The organism is Brockia lithotrophica, from assembly GCF_003633725.1.
In the GTDB taxonomy this organism is placed as follows: Bacteria; Bacillota; Bacilli; order Thermicanales; family DSM-22653; genus Brockia; species Brockia lithotrophica.
The window spans coordinates 91850-118665 of the sequence record NZ_RBIJ01000003.1; the positions used below are offsets into that span (position 1 = coordinate 91850).

At 68.3% G+C, this 26816-nt stretch carries 22 protein-coding genes; 5 read left to right on the forward strand and 17 right to left on the reverse strand.

All coding sequences use genetic code 11. The annotated features are described in order from the left end of the window. Positions 1-260: 260 nt before the first annotated feature. From pyk to dnaE, 6 genes are read right to left on the reverse strand one after another with little or no spacing between them, the layout of a single operon-like run. The gene (pyk, locus tag C7438_RS05725) at positions 261-2015 is read right to left on the reverse strand and encodes a pyruvate kinase (protein WP_211322097.1); all 1755 of its coding nucleotides are present in this window, start codon (positions 2013-2015) and stop codon (positions 261-263) included. Positions 2016-2030: 15 nt separating this feature from the next. Then, complete coding sequence (pfkA, locus tag C7438_RS05730; RefSeq protein ID WP_121444405.1) at positions 2031-2990, reverse strand: 6-phosphofructokinase; 960 nt, start codon at positions 2988-2990, stop codon at positions 2031-2033. Positions 2991-3002: 12 nt separating this feature from the next. Then, positions 3003-4025, reverse strand: a complete 1023-nt coding sequence (locus C7438_RS05735; protein WP_121444406.1) for an acetyl-CoA carboxylase carboxyltransferase subunit alpha — start codon at positions 4023-4025, stop codon at positions 3003-3005. Beyond that, the gene (accD, locus tag C7438_RS05740; RefSeq protein WP_121444407.1) at positions 4015-4947 is read right to left on the reverse strand and encodes an acetyl-CoA carboxylase, carboxyltransferase subunit beta; all 933 of its coding nucleotides are present in this window, start codon (positions 4945-4947) and stop codon (positions 4015-4017) included. The genes C7438_RS05735 and accD overlap by 11 nt, the downstream gene beginning before the upstream one ends. A 13-nt stretch (positions 4948-4960) precedes the next feature. Next, the gene (locus C7438_RS05745) at positions 4961-6250 is read right to left on the reverse strand and encodes an NAD(P)-dependent malic enzyme (protein WP_121444408.1); all 1290 of its coding nucleotides are present in this window, start codon (positions 6248-6250) and stop codon (positions 4961-4963) included. Continuing rightward, on the reverse strand, positions 6247-9921 hold the full coding sequence (gene dnaE / locus C7438_RS05750; protein ID WP_170143592.1) for a DNA polymerase III subunit alpha: 3675 nt from the start codon (positions 9919-9921) through the stop codon (positions 6247-6249). The genes C7438_RS05745 and dnaE overlap by 4 nt, the downstream gene beginning before the upstream one ends. Here dnaE and C7438_RS05755 point away from each other — a divergent pair. Continuing rightward, complete coding sequence (locus C7438_RS05755) at positions 9895-10338, forward strand: YtrH family sporulation protein (RefSeq protein ID WP_170143593.1); 444 nt, start codon at positions 9895-9897, stop codon at positions 10336-10338. The genes dnaE and C7438_RS05755 overlap by 27 nt on opposite strands. A gap of 4 nt (positions 10339-10342) precedes the next feature. Next, entirely contained in the window at positions 10343-10828 is a 486-nt protein-coding gene (locus C7438_RS05760) for a hypothetical protein (protein WP_121444411.1), read from the forward strand. A 20-nt stretch (positions 10829-10848) separates the two neighbouring features. On the opposite strand, the gene C7438_RS05765 is transcribed toward C7438_RS05760, so the two are convergent. The 4 genes from C7438_RS05765 to C7438_RS05775 all read right to left on the reverse strand — a co-directional run bounded on the left by C7438_RS05765 (position 10849) and on the right by C7438_RS05775 (position 14435). Beyond that, complete coding sequence (locus C7438_RS05765; protein WP_211322098.1) at positions 10849-12213, reverse strand: DRTGG domain-containing protein; 1365 nt, start codon at positions 12211-12213, stop codon at positions 10849-10851. 67 nt (positions 12214-12280) lie between these two features. Next, positions 12281-12583, reverse strand: a complete 303-nt coding sequence (locus C7438_RS09255) for a hypothetical protein (RefSeq protein WP_211322099.1) — start codon at positions 12581-12583, stop codon at positions 12281-12283. 85 nt (positions 12584-12668) lie between these two features. After that, a complete protein-coding gene (locus tag C7438_RS05770) occupies positions 12669-13349 on the reverse strand; it encodes a metal-dependent hydrolase (RefSeq protein ID WP_121444413.1) in 681 nt (226 codons plus the stop codon). A 132-nt stretch (positions 13350-13481) separates the two neighbouring features. Beyond that, positions 13482-14435 (reverse strand): DUF445 domain-containing protein, encoded by a 954-nt coding sequence (locus C7438_RS05775; RefSeq protein ID WP_170143594.1) that lies wholly within the window; start codon positions 14433-14435, stop codon positions 13482-13484. Positions 14436-14523: 88 nt separating this feature from the next. Here C7438_RS05775 and C7438_RS05780 point away from each other — a divergent pair, with 88 nt between their 5' ends. Genes C7438_RS05780 through C7438_RS05790 form a run of 3 tightly spaced genes read left to right on the forward strand, consistent with a single transcriptional unit; the run spans position 14524 to position 19227 of the window. Beyond that, positions 14524-15657 (forward strand): YheC/YheD family protein, encoded by a 1134-nt coding sequence (locus tag C7438_RS05780; RefSeq protein WP_170143595.1) that lies wholly within the window; start codon positions 14524-14526, stop codon positions 15655-15657. A gap of 14 nt (positions 15658-15671) precedes the next feature. Then, a complete protein-coding gene (proC, locus tag C7438_RS05785) occupies positions 15672-17768 on the forward strand; it encodes a pyrroline-5-carboxylate reductase (protein ID WP_121444415.1) in 2097 nt (698 codons plus the stop codon). 58 nt (positions 17769-17826) lie between these two features. Next, complete coding sequence (locus C7438_RS05790; protein WP_121444416.1) at positions 17827-19227, forward strand: dipeptidase; 1401 nt, start codon at positions 17827-17829, stop codon at positions 19225-19227. A 63-nt stretch (positions 19228-19290) separates the two neighbouring features. Here C7438_RS05790 and C7438_RS05795 read toward each other — a convergent pair whose 3' ends face one another. From C7438_RS05795 to thiD, 7 genes are all read right to left on the reverse strand, one after another. Then, on the reverse strand, positions 19291-20820 hold the full coding sequence (locus C7438_RS05795; RefSeq protein ID WP_121444417.1) for a sensor histidine kinase: 1530 nt from the start codon (positions 20818-20820) through the stop codon (positions 19291-19293). 3 nt (positions 20821-20823) lie between these two features. Continuing rightward, a complete protein-coding gene (locus tag C7438_RS05800; protein WP_121444532.1) occupies positions 20824-21546 on the reverse strand; it encodes a response regulator transcription factor in 723 nt (240 codons plus the stop codon). A 125-nt stretch (positions 21547-21671) separates the two neighbouring features. Next, positions 21672-22826, reverse strand: coding sequence for a S1C family serine protease (locus C7438_RS05805; RefSeq protein ID WP_121444533.1), 1155 nt, complete (start codon positions 22824-22826; stop codon positions 21672-21674). Positions 22827-22954: 128 nt separating this feature from the next. Beyond that, entirely contained in the window at positions 22955-23767 is an 813-nt protein-coding gene (locus tag C7438_RS05810; protein ID WP_121444418.1) for an undecaprenyl-diphosphate phosphatase, read from the reverse strand. 160 nt (positions 23768-23927) lie between these two features. After that, a complete protein-coding gene (locus tag C7438_RS05815; protein WP_121444419.1) occupies positions 23928-25160 on the reverse strand; it encodes a glycosyltransferase family 4 protein in 1233 nt (410 codons plus the stop codon). Positions 25161-25244: 84 nt separating this feature from the next. After that, positions 25245-25913, reverse strand: a complete 669-nt coding sequence (gene thiE / locus C7438_RS05820) for a thiamine phosphate synthase (protein WP_121444420.1) — start codon at positions 25911-25913, stop codon at positions 25245-25247. Next, entirely contained in the window at positions 25910-26812 is a 903-nt protein-coding gene (gene thiD, locus C7438_RS05825) for a bifunctional hydroxymethylpyrimidine kinase/phosphomethylpyrimidine kinase (RefSeq protein ID WP_121444421.1), read from the reverse strand. The genes thiE and thiD overlap by 4 nt, the downstream gene beginning before the upstream one ends. Positions 26813-26816 lie beyond the last annotated feature (4 nt).

A 26816-nucleotide genomic window follows, 5' to 3' on the forward strand; every position in this document is an offset into this window, starting at 1 on the left:
TTTCGGCGGCCCGCGCGAAAGCCCGAGACGTATCCTGGGTTTGGGGCTAAAACACCGTGCTTCTCGGCGGCCCGCACAGAGGCCTAAGGCCCAAACGGCACCACCCGAAACGGGCGGGGATGATGAATAGAATAGCGCATCGAACGGACGGAACCAAATTCCGTACGGATGCTCTGCGGCGCGGCGGCAACCCCCAGCTGCACGCCGCCCGAAAGACCTCGGGTGTTCCGGAGAAGACAGTTCTTTTCGGCGAGTAACGACTACAGGATTTTGGCGTACCCGGCGTAAATCCGCCCTTCCCGCACGTCCACGGTGAGCTCCATCCCGGTGTGTACCTTCTCCGTGATCCGCTCCACCCCTACGACCGCCGGAATCCCGAGGCTCAGGGCGGCGACCGCCGCCTGCGAGGTCATGCCGCCTTCCTCGGCGACGACGGCGCGGGCGTTGCGCAGGTACGGAACGTCCTCCTCCGAGACGTGGGAGGTGACGTAGACGTACGGCTCTTCCGGAAGGGGGAGGTCTTCCCCCGGACGACGGACGAAGGCGCGGGCCGTCACCACACCCTCTCCGATCCCGAGGCCGCGGCCTACGACGTCTCCGACGACGTGGACCTTGAGGAGGTTCGTGTTTCCCGCCTCGCGGACGGGGATCCCCGCCGTGAGGACGACGAGGTCGCCGCGGGAGATGAAGCCGCGTTCGAGGGCGATGGCGATGGCCTGCTCGAGGACCGCCTCGATCGTGTCCCCGGGTTCCGCCACGTAGGGAAACACGCCCCAGACGAGGCGCAGGCGGCGAGCGACGCGCGGATTGGGGGTCACGGCCACGATCGGGCGGTGGGGACGGCAGCGGGCGATGTTGCGCGCCGTATAGCCGCTTTCCGTGGGCGTGAGGATCGCCCGCGCGCCTAGGGACTCCGCTACCTCCGCCACCGCCCGGCTCAAGACGGCGGTGTGCGTCACCTCGGCATCGAGCCCCCGGGCCCGCCGGTAGAGTTCCGCCCCGAAGTGCTCCTCGGTCCGGAGGGCGATCTGCGCCATCGTGCGCACCGCCTGCACGGGGTAACGGCCTACGGCCGTCTCCCCGGACAGCATCACGGCATCCGTACCGTCGAGGATCGCGTTGGCGATGTCGCTCGCCTCGGCCCGCGTCGGCCGCGGGTTCTCGATCATGGAGTTGAGCATCTGAGTCGCTGTGATCACCGGCTTCCCCGCCCGGTGCCCCATGGCGATGAGGCGCTTTTGGATGAAGGGGACGTCTTCGACGGGGATTTCCACGCCGAGGTCTCCGCGGGCGACCATGATCCCGTCGCTTACGGCGAGGATTTCCTCGGCGTTTTCTACCCCTTCTTCGTTTTCGATCTTCGCGATGATCGGGATCTCCCGGCCCTCCGCTTCGAGGATGCGCCGAATCGCGTACACGTCCTCGGCACGGCGGACGAAGGACGCCGCAATGAAGTCGAAATCGTGGGCGATGGCGAAGCGGAGGTCGGCCTCGTCGCGTTCCGTGAGGCTCGGGAGGGGAAGGCGAACCCCGGGTACGTTGACGCTCTTCCGCTCGCCGAGGAGCCCGCCGTTCTCTACGCGGGCGAGGATCTCTCCCGGTCGGACTTCTTCTACGCGGAGGCCGATGAGCCCGTCGTCGAGGAGAATCCGCGTTCCCGGAGCGACGTGGCGCCAGAGGTCGGCGTAGCTGAGGGAGATGCGCTCGGCGTCGCCCGGGACGTCCTCCGCAACGAGGCGAATGCGTGCCCCTTCCTCCAGGCGAAGCGGCTTCTCCTTGAGTCGTCCGGTGCGAATCTCCGGGCCCTTTGTGTCGAGGAGGAGCGCGACGTCTTCGGAAACGCTCCGGACGAGGCGCACGCGGCGCGCGTGCTCTTCGTGATCGCCGTGGGAAAAGTTGAAGCGGAGCACGTCGCAGCCCGCATCGAGGATGCCGCGCAGGACTTCGGGATCGTCCGTCGCGGGCCCTAGGGTGCAGACGATCTTCGTCATCCGCCGCCGTTGTCCGTCGGACATGGATTTTCCCACCCCTCAGATGGAGAGCATGCGCGCGAGCCGAGCCAGGGAAAGGTCGGGAACGTGCGTCCCGCGCACGACTTCGTCGAGCGGGACGAGCACGCATTCCCCCCGCCGAACGGCCACCATGACCCCACCCTCTCCTTCCAAGAGGGCGTGTACCGCCCTTGCGCCCAAGCGGCTGGCGAGCACGCGGTCGTATGCCGTAGGCGATCCGCCCCGCTGGACGTGCCCGAGGACGGTGTGGCGGGTCTCGAAACCTGTGCGCCGGGCGATTTCGTGCGCGAGATCTGCCCCGCTCATGACCCCTTCTGCGACGAGGAGGATACTGTGCCGCTTCCCCCGCGACTCCGTCCGGAGGAGATGGGCGACGATTTCGTCGAGGTCGAAGGGCTCCTCGGGGATGAGGATCGCCTCAGCTCCCGCCGCAAGCCCCGCCCAAAGGGCGATGTCGCCCGCCCGGCGGCCCATGACTTCGACGACGAAGATGCGCTCGTGCGACGAAGCCGTGTCGCGGATTTTGTCTACCGCTTCAATCACCGTGTTGATCGCCGTGTCGAAGCCGATCGCCACGTCCGTGAGGGGGATGTCGTTGTCGATCGTGGCCGGGATTCCGATCACGCGCACGCCGAGGCGGGCGAGGTCGTGCGCGCCGCGGAGAGATCCGTCGCCGCCGACGACCACGAGGCCGTCGATCTCGAACTCCCGCAGGACCTCCGCGGCCCGGCGTTGCCCTTCCGGCGTGCGGAAGGCGTCGCTCCGCGCCGTCTGGAGGATCGTACCTCCGCGCTGGAGGATGTCGCCTACGGATCCCAGCGCGAGGGGGAGAAGGCGCCGCTCCAGAAGCCCTGCATAGCCGTAGGAAATCCCATATACCTCGACGCCGTGAAAGTGCGCCGTACGCGTGACCGCCCGTACGGCGGCGTTCATTCCGGGCGCGTCTCCGCCGCTCGTGAGGACGGCGATGCGCTTCATCGTCCTTCCTCCTCAACTCCGCGTACCGTCGGGAGGCCGATCCTCTTCCTCCGCCGCTTCATCGCCGTCCACGGAGGAGAGGAGCGAAGAAAAGCGTCCCACGCTCCGAAGGCGGCGATACCGCCGCTCGACGAGGTCTTCCGGAGGCACTAAGAGGAGCTCATCCAAAGCGAGGCGAAGGAACCGCCGGATTTCCCCGTAGACCGCCTCGGGATCCTTGTGCGCGCCCCCCAGGGGCTCGGGGACGATGGCATCGATCACGCCGAGCTCGAGTAAGTCCCGGGCCGTGAGCTTCAACGCGGCCGCCGCCCGCGGGGCCTCCTTGGCGTCGCGCCAGAGGAGGGCGGCCGCGCCTTCGGGGGCGATCACGGTAAACCAGGCGTACTCGAGCATGTACAGCCGGTCGGCGACGGCCAGGGCGAGGGCGCCGCCGGAAGCCCCCTCGCCCACGACAAAGGTGACGATAGGGACGCGGAGGCCAGCCATCGTCCACAGGTTCTCCGCAATGGCCAACCCTTGTCCCCGCTCTTCCGCGCCTTTCCCGGGATATGCCCCCGGCGTGTTCACGAAGGTGATCACGGGGCGGCCGAACTTTTCCGCCTGACGCATGAGGCGGAGGGCCTTGCGGTTCCCCTCCGGATGCGGCATCCCGAAGTTCCGGCGGATCTGTTCTTCCGTAGTCTTTCCCTTTTGGTGCCCGATTACGGTCACGGGGAGGCCTTCGAAGAGCGCGATCCCGCCGACGACGGCCGGATCGTCGCCGTAGAGGCGGTCCCCATGGAGCTCGAAAAAGTCCTCGAAGACATGCTCGACGATCTCCAGCGTCGTCGGGCGCTCCGGATGGCGCGCCACGAGCACGCGTTCCCACGGACCGAGGTTCCGGTATAGCTCTTCGGCGAGGGCGCGGGCACGCGCTTCCAGACGCTCGATCTCGTCGCGCAGGTCGATTCCCTTCTCCGCCATGAAAGCTTTGAGCTCGCGGATCTTGAGTTCCAGGTCGAGGAGGGGCCGCTCGAAGGGGAGTTCACCGGCCACCGCCGACCCTCCTTCCCGCGGCGTGCAGGCGCAAGAGTTTGGCGAGCGTGGGGCGCATCTCCTTCCGGGGGACGATGCCGTCGAGCTGGCCGTGGGCGAAGAGGAACTCCGCCGTCTGGAAGTCCGGGGGCAGCTTTTCTCGAATCGTCTGCTCGATGATCCGCCGCCCCGTAAACCCGATGAGCGCCCCGGGTTCCGCCAGAAGGACGTCCCCGAGACCCGCAAAGCTCGCGAGGACGCCCCCTGTCGTAGGGTGAGTAAACACGCTCACGAAGAGGACGCCCGCGTCCGCGAGGCGTCGCACCGCCGCGGCGGTTTTGGCCATCTGCATGAGGCTTAGGATGCCCTCCTGCATGCGGGCTCCGCCAGATGCGGAGAAGAGGACGAACGGATAGCGCTTCGCCCGCGCCATCTCCGCCGCCCGCGCGACTTTTTCCCCGACGACGGATCCCATGCTTCCCATGATGAAGCGTCCGTCCATGACCGCCGCGACCACAGGAAAGCCTTCGATCGTCCCTTCGCCCGTGACGACGGCCTCCATGAGGCCGGTACGCTCCTGGGCTTCCGCGAGTTTCTCCCGATAGCCGGGAAACGCGAGCGGGTCTTCGCTCACGAGGTCGCGGTCGTACTCAAAGATGTGCCCTCCGTCGAAGGTGATGGCGATGCGTTCCGGCGCGGAGAGGGGGAAGTGGTACCCGCAGCGCGGGCACACCTTGAGGTTTGCCTCGAGTTCCTTGCGGTAGAGGATGGCGCCGCACGAAGGGCATTTTTCCACGAGTCCTTCGGGGATGTCCTTGGCCTGGCGGGCGGACGGGGAAGCCTCGTCCGCCTTGCGGGCGACCGCACCCGTCTCGCGGCGTCGGAGTGGCGGACCTTCTCCCTCTCGTTTCCCCTTTTTGCCAAAGAGATCGCGCCAACGCACGGCTTCCCCTCCTCTACTCTCCCACCGATTCCCCGAGGCGGCGTCCGAGTTCCGCAAAGCGCCGCGCTTCCGCCTCGACCTCTTCCGGACTTCGGGAAAGGCGGGCGACCCCTTCCTCCAAAGCCGTTCGAGCGACGGCGGCGGCGACGCGAGGGACGACTTCGGGGTGGAACACGGAAGGAAGGATCGTTTCGGGCGAAATCCCCTCCAAACGGGCGACGGCGTAGATGGCGTGGGCGGCGGCGCGCTTCATCTTCGGGGTGATCCGCCGCGCCCGCACGCTCAAGGCCCCGCGGAAGACTCCGGGAAAGGCGAGGACGTTGTTCACCTGGTTGGGAAAGTCCGAACGGCCCGTCGCCACGATCGCCGCACCGGCGGCGCGTGCCGCATCGGGCAAAATTTCTGGGTCGGGGTTGGACAGGGCGAAGACGATCGCCGGAGACCGCATCGCCTGTACCATCTCCGGCGTGAGGAGCCCCCCGCGGGCGACGCCGACAAATACGTCGGCGCCGACGAGCGCCTCGGCAAGTCCCCCTTCCTCGCCTTCCGGATTCGTCCGCTCGGCCAACCGGCGTTTGTAGGCGTCGAGGTCGTTCCGCTTCGGCGAAAGGATGCCCCGGCGGTCGAGGACGCGCACTTCGCCGGCGCCTTCGGCGAGGAGGAGTTCCGCCACGGCGGTTCCCGCCGCGCCGGCCCCGGCTACGACGATGCGCAGGTCGGAGAGGTCCTTGCCCACGACCTCAAGCGCCCCCAAGAGGGCGGCGAGGACGACGATGGCCGTCCCGTGCTGGTCGTCGTGAAAGACGGGGATGTCGAGAGAGCGCACGAGCTCCTCTTCCACGGCAAAGCACCGCGGCGCAGCGACGTCTTCGAGGTTGATCCCGCCGAAGGAAGGGGCGAGCCCCCGGACGATCTCGACGAGCGCCTCGGACGTGGGGGCCCGTACGACCAAGGGAACGGCGTCGATCCCGGCAAACCGCTTGAAGAGGAGGGCTTTCCCCTCCATCACGGGAAGCGCGGCCTCGGGCCCCACGTCCCCGAGCCCGAGGACGGCCGTGCCATCGGATACGACGGCCACGAGGTTCCCGCGGGAGGTGAGTTCCCAAACCTCCTCGGGTTCTCGGGCGATGCGGCGAACGGGCTCGGCGACGCCGGGGGTGTAGGCGAGGCTCAGATCGCGGGAATTCCGGAGGGGGACCCTCGGGGATATCCCCCACTTCCCTCGCGCGGCGCGGTGCAAGCGTACTGCCTCCGAATCCCCACCTGCCTCTTGGGCCGCCTTACGTCCGTGGGCTTCCGTCATCTACGCGTTTCCTCCTTTTGACTTCCGGCACTCCCAGCATCCCCCTCCGTTCCTCGTTCTTGAAGAACGACGGCATCCTCGCCGAGGAGGCGCCGCGCCTCGCGCAAAAACGTGAGCGTCGGCCGCACGTGGTAGCGCGGCGGAAGTTTCAGCCAAGACCTTCGCTCTTCATCATACACGAAAACGGGAACGTCCCCGGAATGTCGAAGGAGAAGTTCGCGGAAGGCGTCGGCGACGTGCGTGACCTTGTGCGCCTTGCCCAGGCGCACGTAAAGCCGGCGCTCGACGGATCCCGCGCTCCCTCCCGAAGGTGCCTCCTGCGATGCATGCTCCGCTTCGGAAGGTGCGGCGGGGGCATCCGATGCAGGCGGGGTGGAGGGCGCTCCCCGGAAGACCGGCACGGAAGGAGCATCCGGCGCCGCAGAGGGGGGCCGGGAAGGTCGGACGTCCCGCGAAGGGGAAGCGGAACGCGCGGAGCGGGGTCGAGACGGGGGAGTGCGGCCGGAGAAGAGGCGCGCACGGACCTCCTCCGGCGATCCGTCTGCAGAGACGATCCGCCGCACCCAGAGGCGCGGGAGTTCCTCGCCCTCGTCCTCCGCCAAGGTCCCCTCCACGATCACGAGGAAAAACCCGGAGGACGATCCGCGTTCGGCGTAGAGGCGGCGAAGGGCGTCGAAGGCCTCTCCGGCGGCGACGATCTTGGCCGCACCGCTAAAATCCGTAAGCAGGGCTTCGGCGTAGCTTCCCCCGCGCCGCGCCGGGCGCACGGTGAACCCTTCGAGTTCACCGCCCACGCGCACCTCCCCTTTCCCCACCCTTTCGAGTTCCCGCAGGGGGAGCACGTCTAAACGGCGAAAGACCTCTTCCCGAGTGTCCGCCGGGTGGCCGCTTACGTACGTTCCGAGAAATTCGCGCTCGTCGCGCAGGCGTTCTTCCGGAGTGAGCGGTGGGACGTCGGGAAACTCCACCTCCACCTCGAGGAGGCGTTCTCCCCCCTCTTCTTCTTTGAGGAGGAGGTCGAGGATCTGCAGCTTGGCAGCCCGTTCTCCGGGAAGGGAATCGAGGGCGCCGGAGCGGATGAGGGCCTCAATGCTCCGGCGGCTCACCGCCCTTCGGTCCGTCCTCCGGAGGAAGTCCGAAAAGGAGCGGAATTCTCCTCCCGCCGCACGGGCGCGCAGGATTTCCGAAGCGGCACCGTCCCCCACCCCCCGGATCGCCCGAAGCCCGAAGCGGATCCCCTCGCCCTCCACGGTGAACCCTGCCTCGCTCCGGTTCACGTCCGGGAGGTAGACGGGAATCCCGCGGCGGCGGCACTCCGACACGTACAGAGCCACCTTGTCCTGGGCGCCGAGGGACTGGGAGAGGAGGGCGGTGAAGAACTCCCGCGGGTGGTTGGCCTTGAGGTAGGCCATCCGGTAGGCGAGCTCGGCGTAGGCGACGGCGTGGCTCTTGTTGAACCCGTAGTCCGCAAAGCGGACGATGAGTTCGTACACCTCTTCCGCAACCTCTCGGGGAAAGCCCCGCTCTACGGCGCGCGCCACGAAGCGCTCGCGCTCGCGTTCGAGCGTCGCCCGCTCCTTCTTCGCGACGCCGCGACGAAGGACGTCCGCCTCGCCGAGGGTGTACCCCGCCATCGCCTCCGCGATGCGCATGATCTGCTCTTGGTAGACGAGGACGCCGTACGTCGGGCGGAGGATCGGTTCGAGGGCGGGGTGAGGGTAGCGCACCTCCCGCTCGCCGCGCTTCCCTGCGATGTAGGCGTCGATCTGGGCCATGGGGCCGGGGCGGTAGAGGGCGAGGACGGCGACGAGGTCCTCGAAGCGCTCCGGATGGAGGCGACGGAGGACGGCGCGCATCCCCCGGGACTCGAGTTGAAAGACGCCCGCCGTATCCCCGCGCGCGAGGAGTTCGAACGTCGCGCGGTCGTCCTTGGGAAATTCTTCGGGGCGTACCTCGCGCCCTTCGCGGGCGAGGAGGCGCACGGTTTCGTCCACGATCGTGAGGTTGCGAAGTCCGAGGAAGTCCATCTTGAGGAGGCCGATCGCCTCCAAGTCCTCCATGGGGTACTGCGTGAGGAGGAGGGTGGCCTCGCCGTCCATGAGCGGGACGTACGTCTGCAAAGGCTTCGGGGCGATGACGACGCCTGCGGCGTGCACGCTCGTCTGCCGCGGCAGCCCCTCGAGGCGCGCGGCGACCTGGGCGAGGCGGCGGTATTCGTCCCGGGAGGCGAGGAGTTCCCGCAGAGCGGGTTCCTCTTCCTGCGCCCTCGCCAAGGTCATGTCGGGGCCAGCGGGGATCAACTTGGCGATCCGGTCCACCTCCGAGGGCGGAATCCCGAGGAGGCGGCCGGCGTCGCGGACGGCCTGGCGCGCGGCGATCGTCCCGAAGGTGACGATCTGCGCCACGCGCTCGGCGCCGAAACGCTCCGCGAGGTAGCGGAGGACTTCGTCGCGGCGTACGTCGGCGACGTCGATGTCGATGTCCGGGAGGTTGCGGCGCTCGGGGTTCAAAAAGCGCTCGAAGAGGAGGTCGTGGGCGAGCGGGTCGACTTCCGTGATGCCCAGGGCGTAGGCGACCAAACTCCCGGCGGCCGAGCCGCGGCCGGGACCTACGGGGATCCCCCGCTCGCGGGCGGCGCGCACGACGTCCCAGACGATGAGGAAGTAGTCTTGAAACCCCATGGCCTGGATCGTCCGGAGCTCGTACTCGAGCCGCTCGCGGACGTGGGCGGGGAGAGGCGAACCGTACCGGCGTTCCGCACCTTCCCGCGCACGAATGCGGAGGTAGGTCTGAGGGTTCATGCCGGGCGTCAGAGGGAAGGACGGGAGCTTGAGTTCGCCGAAGGTGAGGTACGGCTCCACGCGTTCGGCGAGGCGGAGCGTTTCCTCGAGCGCCTCCCGGTCGAAGGCGTAGCGACGCTCCATCTCCTTTGGGGAGAAGAAGGCGTACTCCCCTTCGCGTTCGAGGCGCGGACGATTGGGGTCGTTGAGCCGAACGCCCGCCCCGAGAGCCATGAGGACGTCCAGCGCCCGAGCGTCCTGCGGGTCGAGGTAGCGCACGTCGTGCGTGACCACCCTCCGAAGGTTCAGCTTCTCGGCGAGCTCCCGGAGCGGACGGAGGACGATCCGCTCGTCCTGATTCCCGTGGTCCATGAGCTCGACGTAGACGTTCTCCCTTCCGAAGAGTGCGATGTACGTAAGCGCCCGGGAGTAGGCTTCCTCTTCGAGGCCGAGGCGCAAAAGTTGGGGGATCTCCCCGAAAACGTCGCCGGTCAAAAGGACGAGTCCTTCGGCGCCGTCGGCGAGTTCCCTCTCCACGTCCTCCCACGTCACACCCGACGTCTTCCCTTTGGTCCGCGCCGCGGTCGCGAGGCGGAGGAGCTTCCCGTACCCTTCTGCGTTCAAGGCGAGGAAGGTGAGGTGCACCTCCGACACGTGCCGCTTCTTCAACTGCTCGGAGGGGGCGAGGGTGAGCTCGAGCCCGAGGATGGGCTTCACCCCCAGCTCCTCGGCGCGGCGGAGGAACTTGATCGCCCCGAAGAGGGCGTCACGGTCCGTCAGCGCCACCGCGGGCATCTCCAAGCGGTGCGCCGCCTCGACGATGGCCTCGGGCGTCGGAAGCGCGGCGTGCAGGGAGTACGAGGAGTGCACGTGCAGGTGAACGAAACCCACCTTCTCTCCCCCTTTCCGGACGACGCCGAAACGGCGGCATACCTTCCTCTGCCGCGGCGTAGGGTGATGGCGAGGCAAAGGCGAGGGGGATGTCCGTTGGCTCGGCTCGCCGCCGTCTTTTTCATCGCGTACGGGATGACCGCAGGCGGCGTCCTCTTCGGCGGCCTCGCCGCCGTGCTCTCTCGAACACCGCCCGTCCCCTTCATGCTCCGCCTGGCAGAGGACTTGAAGTACTGGGCGGTGATGGCCGCCGTCGGCGGCACGATCACCGCCCTCAAGTCCCTCGAGGAGGGCGTCTTCGGCGGACGGCCGGGAGAACTCCTCAAGGGGTTGGCCCTCTTGGGCGCCGCCTTCCTCGGGGCGGCACTCGCCGCCCAACATTTGGCCTGGGCCCTCCGCGACCCTACGCGGGGGTGAGGCGATGCAAGGCACGCGCGCCTCGACCCTTCGCTCACTTGCGTGGTTTTTCCTCGGCCTCGGATGGGGAGCAGCGCTCATGCTCGTAGAAAGCGGCGACGAACTCAGTCGGGTGATGCTCGAAAAGCGCGAACTCGAAGGCGAAATTGCCCGACTCCACAAACTCCTCGCGGAAGAGCGTGAGCGTCCCCTCGGGCCAACCGCAATCCGCCGCTTGGAAATCCACTTCGTGGGCCCCTCCCTCGAGGAAGGGGAAGAGGACGAACTCCGGCGGCGGTTGGAATCCCAGTTTCGCGAACTCGTCGGGGTAGAGGCGGGCGCCCTCTCGCGGCTTCCCGAGGCGCTCCTCTACGCGGCATTCCCCCGGGACGTCGCCGGGGAAAGCGGCGTCTACCGCGTCCGCCTCCGCCTAGCCGTCGTGGGCCCGACGACGCACCTCTACGTAGAGGCGGAACGCCTACGGGGACCAAGCTCCCCCGCACCGCGCTAAGGCGTCCGCGGGCGCGGCGCTCAACCTTCCCACACCTGGGCGGCGATGAGGGCCTTGGCCACCTCTTGCCCTTGCGAGCGGACGGTCACCTCGACGCGCCCGCGCCGGCGGCCAATGTCGAGAATCCGCGGCTCGACTTCGATTTCCTGCTCGATGGGTACGGGACGGAGGAAGTAGACGAGGGAGTGTTCGATTTCGAAGTCGCCCCGGCGCTCGCGGCGCAGGCAGGCGATCGCCGCCTCGTAGATGAGCGAGGCGAGTACGCCGGAGGAAAGCATCCCGTAGCGGTTGGTCATCTGCGGCGTCACGGAGCCGACGAAGGTGCTGCACCCTTCCTCGTCCCGCGGCTTGAGCGTGGTGAAGATGAGGTCCTCGAACGTGTCTCCGACGTGCGGCTGCTTGTCGAGCTGCTGAAGCGCCTTGAGGATGTCTTTGCGCGTGACGATGCCGAGAAGGCGGCGGTCGGCGTCTACGACCGGCAGGAGGTGCATGTCTTCCCACACGAGGGTGTGCGCCGTCGCCGCCACGGTGAACTGCGGCCGCGCGTAGACGGAGAGAGGCTTGAGGATGTCCGCGACGCGGGTGTCGTCCCGGAGGCTCAACAGGTCGCGGGCGGAGACGACGCCGAGCACGGTCATGTCGTCGTCGACCACGGGAAAGTGGTGGTGCCCCGTTTCTTGGGCGATCCGCTTCACGTCCCCGACGGTCTGCTTTCCCGTCACGTAGACGGTCTTCTCCAGGGGGATGTAGATGTCCTCTACGCGGAGGATCTTCTTTTTGATGAGTTGGTCGTAGATCGCCCGGTTGATGAGCGTGGCCACGGTAAAGGTGTCGTACGGGCTGGAGATGAGGGGGAGGCCGACCTCGTCGGCGAGCTTCTTCGTCGCCGGATCGGCGTCAAACCCCCCCGTGATGAGCACCGCCGCACCTTGCAGCAGGGCCAGGCGGTGGGCCTCGTCGCGGTTGCCGACGATGAGGAGGTTCCCGGGCTCGACGTACTTCATCATGTCGTCCAGGCGCATGGCGCCGATGACGAACTTGTTGAGCCGCTTCCCCAACCCGGAAGCCCCCGCGAGCACCTCCCCGTCGACGATCGCCGCGACCTCGCCGAAGGTGAGCTGCTCAAGGGTCTCCCGCTTTTTGCGTTCGATGCGGATGGTCCCCACCCGCTCGATCGTCGAGACGAGCCCTTGGTTTTCCGCCTCCTTGATCGCGCGGTACGCCGTCCCTTCGCTTACCCCGAGGGCGCGCGCTACGGAGCGGACGGAGATCTTTTCACCGACGGGAAGGCTCTCGATGTATGCCAAAATTTGCTCGTGTTTGGTAAGAAGCGACAAGGCTCTCCCCCCTGTGGCGAGGAGCGCCCGCCGCCCCGATACGGGCACCCCTCCCGTAGTCTCCGTGTTTGCCTCACTTGGAACGCGACACGGCCCCGCACCTCCTCCGCGCCGGTTACGGCCGTCCGTCTGCCGCCCTCCGCCCTTCGCCGTCGGGTGAAGTTTGGCGCGCGGAGCGCGGGACAGGGAAGGGGCGAACGCCACCCCGCACCGCCGCCTCCAGGTCGGCGAAGGGATCGCGGACGAGTCCGAGGAGCTCCGCAAGTTCAGCCCCGAGGACGAGGAAGCCGACCGCGGCCCACGCCCAGGCAAAGATCCCGGCCGGTGCGGGAAAGGAACGAAACGGCAGTACGGGAATCGCCGCAGCGAAGAGGGCGAGGGCGGCGAGGAACTTCGCCAGCGCCCACGCCTTGCGCATCTCCACCACCTCCCGACGCCTTTCCCCATTTCCCTATGCGGAAAAGGCGGGAGGAAGACGTCCTGCACGTCCGCCCGCAGGGCGCCTACAACGTAAGCGAACCGCCGGGCGTAAGGGCGATCCCGAGGATCCCTTCGGCGGCGAGACGGGCGACGAACGCCTCCGGATCCTGGGCGATGGCGGGAAACGTGTTGTAGTGGATGGGCACGACGCGCCGCGCCCGAAGCCACCGCGCCGCGAGGACCGCGTCTTCGGGGCCCATCGTGTACGTATCCCCGATGGGGAGGAAGGCGACGTCTGGAGGCGTGAGTTCGCCGATGATGCGCATGTCCCCGAAGAGCGCCGTATCCCCCGCGTGGTATACGGTTTTCCCTTCGGCAAAGAGGAGGAATCCCCCGGGCATCCCCGCGTAGCGGATCCCGGAACCCGTCTCCACGGAAGAGCTGTGGAAGGCGGGAACGAGCTTCACGCGGCCAAAGGGGAGCGCGAGGCTCCCGCCTAGGTTCATCGGAAGTACCTCCGCCCCCCGCTCGGCGAAGATCTGCGCGAGCTCGAAGGTGGCGACCACCTTTGCCCCCCGTCGGGCGAGGTCCCACGCCCCGCCTACGTGATCCCCGTGCCCGTGGGTGAGGAGAACGTAGTCTGCCGCAACGTGGCGGGCCTCCGGCGGTGCGAGTGGGTTCCCCTCGACGAACGGATCGATGGCCACCCGGTACCCGCCGACGGTGAGATGCACGTACGCGTGTCCGAAGTAGCGGATTTCCACGCCCACACCCCCTACTCCCCCGCGCGCGCCGCGAGGGAGAAACGTACCGTTCGCATTTCCGTCACCCCCATCCTACCCCAAACGGGCGGGCGGAGGAAGGGAGGGAACCGAAGAGGGCGAAGTCCCACCGCTTCAGCGGAGGAAAAAGAGCTGCAACACTCCGATCCCCGCACCGAGGACGGCGCCGAGGACGAGGATGGCGCGAATCTCGCGGTGGGCGATTCGGCGCACCGCCTCCTCCACGAGGGTCATGGGGATCCTCGCGACCTCGCGTTCTACGAGTTCCGCGGGGCGGAGGGCACGGTAGACTTCGGGGACGGCGCGCACGAGCGCCGACTGGAGCAATGCGGCGAGCCTCGGCGCTTCGCGCCGCAAAAGGCGAAGGAGCGTGCGCCGGAGGACCGGATCTCGGCTCCACGCCTCGCCGCCTTCGGCAAAGGCGTCTTGGACCACCTGGCGGACGACCTGAGCGACGACGTCGCGGCCTCCTTGCGAGGCGAGGTAGCGGACGAAAGCCCTGTGCAGGGAGCGGGCGATCGGTTCGCGCAACGTGCGCGCTACGGTACGTCCGAGAAAGCCCTGCTCTTCGAGAACCCGCCCCGTCCACTCCGCGACGAGGGCGTACCCTTCCGCCGACGAGGCGCGGCGGAGGAGCCCCTGCCATACGTGGAAGGCGACGTCCGGGGCGAGGTCTTCCCACAGGCGGAGGATCTCCCTTCGGGACTCGGAAGCGGAGGCAAAGAGCGGGGTGTCCGCCGCGGAATCCTCCCTTGCCCGCAGGTGGGCGATGGCACGGCGGCCCGTGCGCAGGAGGAAGAGCTGGAGGAGGCGCCGTACGTCCTCCTCTTCGAGGCGCGCGACGATCGCCCGTTCGGGAAGGAGCGTCCCTTCCACGAGTTCGCCGAGGGCGCGGCCGAGCTCTTCGCGGTGGCGGGGCAAAACCCCTGGGGTGAGGGGAACGCGGACGCGTCCGACGTACAGAGGTTCGTGGGGGCGAAAGATGAGCCATACGGCCGCAGCGCTCGTCGCCCAACCGATGAACGCCCCGACGGCCGTAAGGAGAACGGCGTTCCAAAGGAGGGACACAGGCGCACCTTCCTTTCCGCCCGTGCATATCGTACCACACGGACATTCGATACGTAGAACGGCTTCGCCCCCGCCGGAGGGAGCGCCCATGCCCTTAGGACCGTTTCCCGTCGTCGCCGTAGCCCTAGAGACCCCTCCGCGAGACGCACGCGAGGCGGCCTACTACCGCGCGCTGGCGGCGTACGTAGGGGAACGCGGAGGGCTCGTCTTCGGCGCAAGCCCGGAGCACCTCGCCCGCGCCACGCGGCGCGGGGTGCGGGGCTTTCCCCTCTCGGGCGGCTCGGGAACACCGGACTTCTACCCTACGCCGCACGTCGTCTACAACCGCCTGCGCCGCCGAAGTGCGGAGACCTCACCCGCGTGGGAAGAAGCCCTTCGTCGTCTGGCGCACCTCAACGTTGCCGTGGTGAACGCGCGGTTTCTCGACAAGTGGACGGTCCACGAGTGCCTCGCCGCCACCCCCCTCCGGCGGCATCTGCCTCCCACCACCCCGTACGCAGACGGCGCGCACCTCCGCCGCGTGCTCGAGGAGTGGGGGCGCGTCTACCTCAAGCCGCGGCACGGTTCGGGAGGTAGGGGGATCTACGTCCTCACCCGCGAAGCCCCCTTGGCGCGTTCTGCATCCCCGGAGGAGGAGACGCCGCGAACGCGAGAGCGGGGGGAATTTCCGGTTCAAGTGCGTACCCCGACTTCGGAAGGACCCACGGTCCTCCCCTTGGGGGACTTCCTCCGCCGTACCCACCGCCACCTCCGTAGCCGCGGCTACCTCGTTCAGCACGCTCTCCCCGCCCTTTCCCTGCACGGACGCCCTGTAGACGCGCGCATCGTCGTCGTTTGGGACGGGGGGCGGTGGCGGATCGCCTCCGCTGTCCTTCGGCTCGGTCGTCCCGGATCTCCCGTGAGCAACATCGCCCAAGGAGGAACCGCTCTCCCCCTCCGGAAGACGTGGCCCCTCCTGCGAAGGCGGTTCCCCCGACTGCCAAGCACGGACGCCCCCCTCCGGCGCCTCGCGCTCCGGGCGGCGGAGGCGTTGGCCGACTGCGGGATCGGACCGATCGGCGAGCTCGGCGTCGACCTCCTCCCGACGCCCCACGGGCGAACGTACCTCCTCGAACTGAACGCCAAGCCCGACAAGCGGGGTTCCCGCGCCGGGCTTCCCCCCACCGTGCCCCCGCTCCACCGAATGTTCGTCGCCTTTGCGCGAAACCGACGCCACACGTAGGACGGCGATGACCCGTGCTCCTTCTCCCAAGTCCCCCCGCACTCGCCATCGTCACCCGCACGCTGGGGGAGTACGTCTCCGCCTTTCGCCACATCCTCTGCCGCAGCGGACCCGCTCCAAAAAGGCGCGCGGACGCGGTGCTCCTCGCCGCAAACGCGCGGCCAAACGCGGGGGGAAAACTCGCGGGCCTCACGCTGTGGGGGGAAGCGGCGTTCTTTCCGCCTCCCCGCCGGGCGTACGTCTCCCTCGCTCCCCCCTTGCAGCGCAAGGAGCGGCAGTTGCTCTTTCGCCTCAAGCGCTCGGGCACGGAGCTCTTCGGAGGGCCCCTCCCGAACAAAACGACCGTGCACGAACTCCTCGTCCGTACAGGGGAGGCGGACGACCTCCTCCCCTACCGCCGCCCCCTGACCTCCCTCCGGGACCTCGAAGAGTGGCCCTTCCCCGCAGCGGTGGTCAAACCCCGGGCCGGGAGCCGAGGACGCGGCGTGCGGCTCGCGACGCTTTCCCCTCCGTACCTCCTCTGGGGCCAAGATGCCCACGGCCTCTCCTTTCGCACCGCGTACCAAAGGAGAGAAGACCTCTTTGCCGCGCTCGTTCCGGACCTAGGCGGCACCTTCCTCGAAGAGCCCCTCCCCCTCCTCACCCCCGACGGCCGCCCCTACGACGTCCGCGTCTTTTTGCTCCGCGAGGCGGCGTGCGCGGACCGGCCCTACCTCCTCGCCGTCGTCGTCCGCCTCGGACTTCGGGGACGCTTCACGGCAAACCTCCACACCGGAGGCACCCCGTTGTCCTTCCGGGAGTTCGCCCGTCGCTATCCGGACCTCGGGACGGCGGAGCGAAAGGAGCGCCTCCGGAAGGCGGCGGTGCGCGTCGGCGCGCTCGTCTTTCGTCTCTTTCCGCGCGCCTGGGAAGTCGGATTGGACTTCGGCTTTCGCGCCACGGGAGAACCCGTCCTCCTCGAGGTGAACGGAACCCCGGGACGAACGTCCTTGCGCGCCCTCGGGGCGGACCTCCCGGCACGGCGCCTTACGCGCCTTTTGCGCCTCGGCCTTTCGCCGTGTGCGGCGGAGAGGTATCCTGGAAGTGTGGTAGGAAAAGCCCGCGCCCGCGCGGGACGAGGGTGTCCTCTGCTCCGCGGTCTCTCCGCAAGGACAAAAGACCCATACCCGCGCGAGACGGGGACCATCGCGCAAACCGCCGCGGGCGGGCGCGAGAGAGCGAGCAAAGGAAGGGAAGAAGGCGCCGTGGTCGGTCCTTGGTCTTATCGAGAACCCCTCGCCGAGGTCGGATTCCTCGGAGCCGGGCGCATCGCCGAGGCTCTCATCGCCGGACTCGTCGCCTCGGGCACAGACGGCGGTTCGATCCTCGTCGCCAACCGTACGCGGGCGGAGCGCCTCGACGAGCTCGCCGGGCGCTACGGCGTTCGTCCGGTCCGGAACGTCTCCGACCTCGCCCGCGCCCCGCTGATCGTCCTCGCCGTAAAGCCCAAAGACGTCCCCGAAGCCCTCTCTCCGCTTCGGGACCTCCTCGGTCCGGAGCACGTCCTCGTCTCCCTGGCCGCGGGCGTCCCGCTCGCCGCCCTGACCCGCCTCGTCCCGAAGGCGGCAGTCGCGCGGGCGATGCCCAACACGGCCGCGCAGGTCCGCGCTTCGGCGACAGGCATCGCCTTCCCCGCAGAAACGCCCTCCGCGGTCAGGGGGCGCGTCCTCGACCTCTTCTCCCGCGTGGGAAGCGCCGTAGAGGTGGAGGAACGCGCCATGGACGCGGTCACCGCCCTCGCGGGAAGCGGCCCGGCGTTCCTCTACGCCGCCCTCGAGGCGATGGTCCAAGGGACGGAAGGGGCCCTCGCCCCCGAAGTCGCCCTCCGCCTCGCCCGCCAGATGTTCGCAGGCGCCGCCCGTCTCTGGGAGGTCGATCCCGCCCCCCTCGCCGAGCACATCCGCCGCATCGCCTCACCCGGAGGAACGACGGAGCGCGGCCTCGCCGTACTCCGGGAAACGGGCGCCCTTTCGGCCTTCTCCCGGGCGGTCGCGGCCGCGGCGGAGCGGGCGGCGGAAATCTCCGCAGACGTCGTCCGCTTTCTGGAAGGAAAGGACGGACCCGCGCCCTGACCGCAAACGGACGCGGCCCCGGGCAATCCCCGCGAGGACGGACGAAAGGAGGACACCCATGACGAACCCGAACGCGCACGCCGTAGAGCGCGCCCTCGCCTACGCGCGCTCCGAAGAGGGCCGCTTCCTCGAAGAGCTCTTCGCCTTTTTGCGCATCCCCTCCATTAGCGCCTTGCCGGCGCACCGCGAGGACGTCCGCCGGGCGGGCGAGTTCCTCGCCGAACACCTCAAGGCCCTGGGGTTCCCCACGGTGCGGGTGTACGAAACCGAGGGACATCCGATCGTCTACGCGGAATACCTCGTAGACCCGTCCCTGCCCACGGTCCTCTTTTACGGCCACTACGACGTGCAACCGGTGGATCCCGAGGCGGAGTGGACGACGCCGCCCTTCGAACCGGAAATTCGCGACGGTGCCGTGTACGCCCGTGGGGCGAGCGACGACAAGGGCCAGGTGTGGCTCTTCCTCAAGGCTGTGGAAAGTTTCCTCCGGGGGGCCGGCGGCCTGCCCGTAAACCTCAAGGTCCTCCTCGAAGGCGAGGAGGAAATCGGGAGCCCGAACCTCGTCCGCGCCCTCTCGCGGGAACGTGAAGCTTGGCGCGCCGACGTCGTCCTCGTCGCGGACACGGGGATGCCGGAACCCGGGCGCCCGGCGATCACCGTCGGCCTCCGCGGGATCTGCGGCTTGGAAATCCGCGTGCGCGGCGCCCGGACCGACCTCCACTCCGGAGAGTTCGGCGGCATCGTCCGCAACCCGATCCAAGCGCTCGTGGAGCTCCTCGCCCGCTTCCACGACGCCGAAGGGCGCGTGGCCGTTCCAGGCTTTTACGACGAAGTACGGCCCCTCTCGCGCGAAGAGCGCGAGGCGATCCGCGCCCTCGCCCGGGACGAACACGAGCTCGCCCGCACCTTGGGAGTCCCCGAACTCTACGGCGAAGCCGGCTACTCCTACCTCGAACGCAACTGGGCGCGACCCACCCTCGAGTTCAACGGCATCGGCGGAGGCTTCCAAGGAGAGGGAACGAAGACGGTGATCCCGCGGGAGGCCTTTGCCAAGATCACTTGCCGCCTCGTGCCCGACCAAGACCCCGAACGGATCCGAGAGCGCATCCTCGCCTTTGTCGAGGAACACGCCCCCCGAGGCGTCGTGACGACGGTAACCGCCTTCGACTCCGGACCCCCCTACGTCGTAAACCCCGACCGCCCGGCGATCGCCGCGGCGGCCCGCGCCCTCGAGGCGACGTTCGGAACTCCGCCGGTCTACGTGCGCATGGGGGGATCGATCCCGATCGCGGCACCGCTGGCGCAAAACCTAAATGCCCCCGTGGTCTTTTTGGGCTTCGGGCTGCCGGACGACCGAATTCACGCCCCCGACGAGCACTTCCGTCTCGAGCAGTTTACGAAGGGGCTCGAGGCAATGGTCCGCACCCTCGCGGAATTGGGCAAAAGCCCTGCCTCTTGACCTGAGGCGAACGCCGAAAAAAGCCGGACCCGCACAGAGGTTTCCAACGGCGCGAGGTCGTCCCTACGCGAGGTCTGCCTCTTCGGCGGGGAGGTAGAGCGTCGCCCGCGTTCCCGACCCTGGCCGCGAGGCGAGGCGTACGTACGCCCCCATGTGGCGGGCGAGGTCGCGGACGAGCGCAAGCCCGAGGCCGCTACCCGGGACGCCCCCCGTGGCGCGGCCGCGCACGAACCGCCGGAAGATGCGGGGAAGCTCGTCGGCGGGGATCCCCGGGCCTTCGTCCCAAACGTCGAGTTCCGCCCACACCCCATCCGACGCGCCGGGCGCTTCCGGGGCCCACACGACCCCTACATCGTCCGGCGCGTCGGCCGTTTGCGGACTTCCCCGGCGAAGGGCGACGCCCAGAGGGCGATCGGGGGCGTACTTAGCGGCGTTTTCCAAGAGGAGCACGAGGACCTCCTCGAGTTCCCACGCGGGAACCCGCACAAGGAGGCGGCGGGCATCGGCGGCGACTTCGAGCCGCGTCGCGGGCGGCGCGCCCGCGCGGCGGAGGATTCCCTCCCACGCCGCCTCGAGGTGGTCGGCGACGAAGAAGGGATCGGAAGCGGCGCTTTCGCTCGCCGCGCGGGCGAGGGACAAAAGGCGGTCTACGAGGGAGACGAGCCGCTCCACGTCTTCTCCGATCTCGTCGGCGAGTTCGCGCAGGGCTTCCGCCGAAGGTCCGTCCTCGGGCTTTTGGAGGGCGCGGGAGAGGAGGTCTGCATTCCCCCGGAGGGCCGTAAGCGGGGTGCGCAGGGCGTGGGATACGTCCCCAACGAACTGCCGCTCGCGCGCCAGGGCTTCCTCCAACTCCGCCTGGGCCTCCTGCACGCGGGAGAGGAGGCGGTTGGTGAGGACGACGAGGCGGCCGATCTCGTCCTCCGGCCCCGCGTAAGGAATGCGGCGGGAAAAATCCCCCGTCCGCGCGGCCTCCTCGAGGACGCGGGCGATGGCCTCCGCAGGGGCGAGCGCCCGTCGGGCAAAGGCGGCGGCTTGGGCGGCGACGCCTACGGCGAGGATGGCGCCGGCGAGGACGAGGAGGCGGCGGATCCCCGCGAGAGTTTCGAGCACCGGCGCCTGGGAGGCCGCCACGAGGAGCGTGCCGGCAATCCGGTCGTTCACGCGCAAGGGTAGCGCAAAGACGCGGAAGCCCGCCTCGCCGATTCGCACCGTATAGTACTCTTCCGTGTCCGGAACTCCTTTGGGCGGTAGGGGGAGCACGGCGTCGCCGAGGTTCAACGAGCGGGCGACGACGCGGCCGTCGGGGCGCACGACCTCGATGAACGTGTTGGGAAAGGAAAAGACGTCGACGTCCGGGAGGAGAATCGCCTGGTAGGGCAAGGCGAGGGATTCGGTGACGCGGGTGCTTCGGGCGATCTCCACCGCCGTACGCGCGAGGGAGGCGTCGAGGCGCGACCACTCGCGGGCGGCGAAGCCCAAGTAGAGGACCGTGGCGACGGCCGCGTACAGGGCGAGGAGGACGGCGGTGAGGGTGAGGGCGAGGCGGCGGCGAAACGACGGGCGGAGCCCCAGGCGGGAGAGGAACACACGCACGGCCTACTCCCCCTTCGGAACACCCGAGGAAGGGACGCCGCCCGCACCGGTTTCGGGGGCACGGAGGACATACCCTACCCCGCGTACGGTGTGGATGAGCCGCGGGGCGCCCCCTTGCTCGGTCTTCTGCCGAAGTTGGGCGACGTACACCTCCACCACGTTTTCGTCGACCTCCGCGTCGTGCCCCCAGACGCGGGAGAGGATCTCCCCCTTGGCGAGGACGCGCCCCGGGTGGTGGAGAAAGAGGAGGAGGAGCTCGAACTCGCGCGGGGTGAGTTCCAGGTGGCGCCCGCCGCGCCGCACGACGCGGCGTGCCACGTCCGCCTCGAGGTCGCCCACGCGCAGGATCTCCCCGTCTTCGCGCCTCGCCTTGCGCAGGTTACTCCGCACGCGGGCGAGGAGCTCCTCGAGGTGAAAGGGCTTCACGACGTAGTCGTCCGCGCCGCGCATGAGGCCGTGCACGCGGTCGGGTACCGCATCGCGGGCGGTGACGAGGAGAACGGGGACGTCGGGGTCGACGGCGCGAAACTCGGCAATGAGGGATACGCCGTCCGCGTCGGGAAGGACGACGTCCAAAAGGACGAGGCTCACCCCGCCGCGGCGGAAGATCCGGAGCGCCGTCTCTGCGTCGGGCGCCGTCTCCACGGCAAACCCCTCATAGCGCAGGGCGCGGGCGAGCATGCGCAAGATGTGGGCGTCGTCGTCGACGACGAGGATCTTGGGCATTCCCATCCCTCCGAAACGAGGGCCTTTCGTCTTGGGGACCACCCGACCGTAGCTTACCGCCCGGGCACAAAAGAAGAAACCCGCCCCCGAAGAGAGGAGGCGGGGGCGTGGACGCTGAACTCCCGTCAATCGTAGCTCTTTTCCCCGATGGTGACCTCGATGTTTTGGAGTTTGCCGTCGCGGTATATGAGGAGCTTCTTCGCCTCGCCGATCTTGCTCTCCTGGATGAGGTTGACGAGGTCTTGGGCGGACGTCACGTTCTTGCCGTCAAACGAGGTGATCACGTCGTAGGGGCGGAGTCCCGCCCTTGCCGCGGGGCTGTTGGGAAACACCTGCATCACGAGCGCGCCCTTGGCTCCCGGGATTCCAAGGTAGTCGGCGACGTCGGGCGTGAGGTCCTGCACGCTCACGCCGAGCCAAGGCCGACTCACCTTGCCCTTCGTGAGGAGGTCGTTGAGCACCTCCTTCACGGAGTTGATGGGGATGGCGAAACCCAGCCCCTGCCCTTGGGCGCTCACGGCCGTGTTGATCCCGATCACCTCACCCCGCAAGTTGAGGAGCGGTCCGCCGGAGTTTCCGGGGTTGATTGAGGCGTCGGTCTGAAGCAGGTTCTTGAAGGGCTTCCCTTGAATCGTAAGCGGGCGCTCCTTCGCGCTGAGCACGCCAAAGGTAACCGTGTGGTCGAGGCCGTAGGGATTTCCGATGGCGACCACGAAGTCGCCCACCCACATCGCCTCCGAATCGCCCAAGGGGAGGTACGGGAACGGGCCGCCGTCTACCTTGAGGACGGCGAGGTCGAGCTCGGGATCGCGGCCGACCACGCGGGCGGGCAAAGGCTCCTTGCGGTCCACCAGGTAGACCTTGATCTCCGAGGCGTTTTCGATCACGTGGTTGTTCGTGAGGATCGTCCCTTTGTCGTCGATGAAGAACCCCGAGCCGATCGCCCCCCGCGGTTCCTGCGGAACGTCAAAGGGAAAGGGAAGCGCAAAGGGAGAAGGTGGGGCGCTTCCTCCCGAGGCGATGCGCGTTTCGATGCGCACCACGGCCGGCCCGGCCTTCTTCACCATTTCGGCGACGACGCTGTGGCCGTCCTGCTCGAGGATCGCCTCTTTCCCGCCCGCGGACGGCGCCGGGGAAGACGACGAAGGCGGAGCGCTTGTCCCCGCAAAGGGCCCCTTCCCGAACACGGCGTCACACCCGCCCGCGAGAACAGCGACCAAGAGGACGAAGGCGGAGAGGACGACGAGCGGCCGCAGCCGCTGAAGGTTCGATGCGAGCATCTCCCGAACCACCTGCTTTCCCGCCGAGTTTGCCGGAAGCTCGTCCGCTTCCGCGGTTCGCCTTTAGTACACCGCACCATGCTGAAGGCTTCCTGAGGAAAATGTGAACGAAATGTGAACAAAGCGCCTCACCAGACGACGGGAAGGAGGACGACGGCGAGGAGAAGGCGGTAGACGACGAAAGGGAGAAGCCCGATGCGTTCCACGAAGCGCACGAAGAGGCGCACCGCCGCATAGGCGGAAACGAAGGCAGTTCCAAAGCCCAAGGCGAGGACGAAGGCGCCGCCGTCGGCGAGCACGGAAAAGCTCTTCGCGAGGTCGAAGGCGGTCGCGCCGAGCATCACCGGGACGGCGAGGAGGAAGGAAAACTCTGCCGCCGCCGTACGGCTGAGCCCTACGAGAACCCCGCCACCGATCGTCGCCCCGGCCCGTGAAAACCCGGGAAACAAGGCGAAACTCTGAAACACGCCGATCCACAAGGCTTCGCGGTACGTGAGGGCGTCGAGCGCCTTGCCCTCCGCGGTTCGGACGCCCCCTCCCTCCCTACGGCGACCGAGTACTTCCGCCGCGAGCATGAAGAGGGAGCCGAGGACGAGGCCGACGACGACGCTTCGGGGAGAAAAAAGGCGGGCCTTGATCGCGTCGTGAAACACGGCGCCAAAGACGAAGGCCGGGAGGATTCCCAAAAAGAGGTGCCCGAGGTCGAGCCGCCCCGAACCCATGTAGGGCGGGGCGAGGAGTTCGCCCAGGCGGCGGGCGTACAGCTTTACGACGGCGAGCACGGCCCCGAGCTGAATCGCGACCGTAAACGTGTCCGCAAGCGGTCCGACAAAGCCCAGGGCGTGCCCGGCGAGGATGAGGTGGGCCGTCGACGACACAGGCAAAAACTCGGTGAGCCCTTCTAAAATTCCCAGGAGAACGCTCGTCCACCAGACGTTCACGCACTTCCCTCCCTATGGTCGGCTGCGCCCGCCCTTCTCGTCCAAGAGGCAGGGGCTCGCTTCCATGCCTACGAGAAAGAACGGCGGATCTTGCCGCACAAAAAATCGCGGCTCCCGCGGGAGCCGCGTCCTCCTTCCCGTTTCGTGCACCCGAACCTCCTTACCCCACCTCTTGGGGAGCGCGTTCCCGGGCGTTGGGAGTCTCCCGCCTCGGATCCGACCACGGCGGACGGCGGTCCGGGTCTCCGGAGGCGCGAAGCGCCACCTCCTGCATCGACGCAAAGAGGCGAGAAAATACCGCGTCCCACGTGTGCGGTCGGACCGCCGTGTGCCCCGCACGCCCGAGGCGTCGGCGCAAGTCCTCGTCCCGGGCCAAAAGCTCGATCCCCCGGGCGAAGGCTTCCGGATCGCGGGGCGCTACGAGCCAGCCGGTCTCTCCGTGGACGACGCGCTCGGCGACGCCCCCGGCGGAAACGCCAAGGACGGGAAGCCCCACGGCCATCGCCTCTTGGACTACGTTTCCGTACGTCTCCGTGCTCGACGGAAAGACGAAAAGGTCCGCCCCTTGGTACGCTTCACGCAGGTCCGCCCCGCGGAGGAAGCCGGCAAAGCGCACAGGCACCCCCGCCTGCGCGACCTTCCGCTCGAACTCGCCGCGGTAAGGGCCGTCACCGACCACGAGGAGGGCCAAGTCCCGGCGAACTGCGGGAGAGACGTGGGCGAGGGCGTTTACGAGGACGTCGAGGTCCTTTTCCACGGCGATCCGCCCCACGTAGAGGAGGAGGAGCGGGGCGTCGATTCCGTACCGCACCCGCAGGAGCCTGCGGGCGGCTTCCGGGTCTTGGGGTGGGTGGAAGAGGCGCTCATCCACCCCCCGAGGGAAGAGTTCGAGGCGGCGAATCCCCATCGCCTCTAAACGCTCCCACGTCTCGCGGCTCGGGACGTACACCCGCTCCATGGGCGCGTGGAACCAGACGTTCAGCGATTCGTACGCCCCTTGCAAGGCTTCCAAGCGGTAGTAGGCGAGGTAGCGGTCGAGGTGCGTGTGGTAGGACGCCACCATGGGGACGCGAAAGCGGCGGCAGAGGTATCGGCCGAAGAGGCCCATCGTCCCCGGCGTGGCGATGTGGCACAAGTCGGGGCGGAACTCGCGAAAGCTCCGCTGCGCGCGCAAGGGATTGGGGATCCCCAGGCGAATCGGCGGGTAGAGGAAGAGGGGCGCGCTCAAAAAGCGTTCGACGAAGTCGCGCGGCTCGTCGCCCTTCGGGGGATCGGGCGCGAAGACCTTGAGCGCCACACCGCGCTCGCGGAGCCATTCCGTCCAACGGCCGAGCGTCATGGAGACGCCGTTGACGTCCGGAGGGAACGTGTCCGTGAAGAGCACGAGGCGCATCGCATTCCCTCTTTCCCGCACGGATGTACTTCTACCGTATCACGTACGGGAAGAAAAGAGAGCTAAGACCTCGTAAAGATTCGGTTAACCTTGCGTAAACTTCGCGCGCCCGCGGCGCACGGCCTCGGCGATCGCCCGGGCGGCCCCTTCGGGGTCGCGGGCTCGGGCGACCGCGCGGATGAAGGCCACGCCGTCCGCCCCGGCCTGAACGGGGAGGTGGGCGTTGTTCGCGTCGATCCCCCCGATCGCCACGAGGGGGAGTTCGACCCCCGCACGCCGCATCTCGCCGAAGATTTCCAACCCCACGGGTCGCTTTTCCGCCTTGATCGGCGTGGGAAACACGGGGCCGACTCCGAGGTAGTCCGCGCCGGCCTCGCGCGCGCGGAGGGCGCAGACCACGGTCGCGCACGACGCCCCCACGAGGAGCTTGCCTCCCACCCGTTGCCGCACCTCGGCGACGGAAAGGTCCTCCTCGCCAACGTGCACCCCGTCCGCCTCGACGGCAAGGGCGAGGTCCACGTCGTCGTCGACGAAGAAGAGGATCCCTAGGCGCCGGGCGAGCCCGCGCAACTTCCGGGCGAGCCGAAGGCGGTCTTCGCCTTCTAAGGCCCCGGGGCCCTTTTCCCGGAACTGATACGCCGTCACGCCACCGCGCACGGCCGCCTCGAGGAGCGCTTCCGGCGGCCAGGAAGTGTCCTGCGTGCCGAAGAGGAAGTACACGGAAAGGGCGTCTCGGAGCTCCCCGCCCTTCATCGCCCGCACGCCTCTTCCCAGCGTTCGACGGCGAGGTCCGCACCGTCGAAGCGGAGGCTCGCAAACGCCCAGTGGTTCGTGGGGCCGTGCCCCTTCCCCAGGGGAAAGGCGTGGCGAATCGCGGCGTCGATGAACGCCTCACCGAGGGCCACGGCCTCGACGAGCTCCGCACCCTGGGCGAGGGCGGCGGTCACCGCCGCAGAAAACGTACACCCCGTCCCATGCGTGTGCGGGGTCAACCAGTAGTCCTTGCGGAACACGACGACCCCCTCTTCCGTGGCGAGGACGTCCTCGACGTACTTGCGCCCGCGGGCGTCGGGAGACACGGGGTTCCCCTCTTCGTCGACGGGGGCGTGCCCACCCTTTACGAGCACGGCCTTGGGCCCGTATGCGAGGAGGCGGCAGGCCGCCCCCTTCTTTTCCGCCCGCGTCCGCGGCGCCTCTCCGAGGAGGGCCTCGACTTCCGGCAAGTTGGGCGTGACGAGCAAGGCGAGGGGAAAGAGGTGCTCGCGCAAGGCCTTCTCTGCCTCCGGCGCGAGGAGGGATGCCCCGCTCTTCGCGCGCATCACGGGGTCGACGACGAGCTTGCGGATTTCGTGGGCGCGCACGCGGTCCGCCACGACCTCGACGATCTCCCGGGAAAAGAGCATCCCCGTCTTCGCCGCGTCGACCCCAATGTCTTCGACCACGGCGTCGATCTGCGCCGCCACCGCCTCCGGCGGAAGCGGATAGATCCCGCGCACCTCGCGCGTGTTTTGCGCCGTGACTGCCGTGATCGCGCTCATTCCGAAAACCTCGAGCGCGTGAAAGGTCTTGAGATCCGCCTGAATGCCCGCTCCGCCGCCGGAGTCCGACCCGGCGATCGTGAGCGCCCGGGGAACGGGAACTCCTCCCTGCATCGCA

Coding starts and splice junctions, on each gene's coding strand:
- C7438_RS05745 (WP_121444408.1), bottom strand. CDS start 6,250: ATGACGGAAGCCCACGGACGTAAGGCGGCCCAAGAGGCAGGTGGGGAT.
- pyk (WP_211322097.1), bottom strand. CDS start 2,015: ATGTCCGACGGACAACGGCGGCGGATGACGAAGATCGTCTGCACCCTA.
- C7438_RS05805 (WP_121444533.1), bottom strand. CDS start 22,826: ATGCTCGCATCGAACCTTCAGCGGCTGCGGCCGCTCGTCGTCCTCTCC.
- C7438_RS09255 (WP_211322099.1), bottom strand. CDS start 12,583: ATGCGCAAGGCGTGGGCGCTGGCGAAGTTCCTCGCCGCCCTCGCCCTC.
- C7438_RS05760 (WP_121444411.1), top strand. CDS start 10,343: ATGCAAGGCACGCGCGCCTCGACCCTTCGCTCACTTGCGTGGTTTTTC.
- C7438_RS05800 (WP_121444532.1), bottom strand. CDS start 21,546: ATGCCCAAGATCCTCGTCGTCGACGACGACGCCCACATCTTGCGCATG.
- C7438_RS05790 (WP_121444416.1), top strand. CDS start 17,827: ATGACGAACCCGAACGCGCACGCCGTAGAGCGCGCCCTCGCCTACGCG.
- C7438_RS05780 (WP_170143595.1), top strand. CDS start 14,524: ATGCCCTTAGGACCGTTTCCCGTCGTCGCCGTAGCCCTAGAGACCCCT.
- C7438_RS05815 (WP_121444419.1), bottom strand. CDS start 25,160: ATGCGCCTCGTGCTCTTCACGGACACGTTCCCTCCGGACGTCAACGGC.
- pfkA (WP_121444405.1), bottom strand. CDS start 2,990: ATGAAGCGCATCGCCGTCCTCACGAGCGGCGGAGACGCGCCCGGAATG.
- thiE (WP_121444420.1), bottom strand. CDS start 25,913: ATGAAGGGCGGGGAGCTCCGAGACGCCCTTTCCGTGTACTTCCTCTTC.
- thiD (WP_121444421.1), bottom strand. CDS start 26,812: ATGCAGGGAGGAGTTCCCGTTCCCCGGGCGCTCACGATCGCCGGGTCG.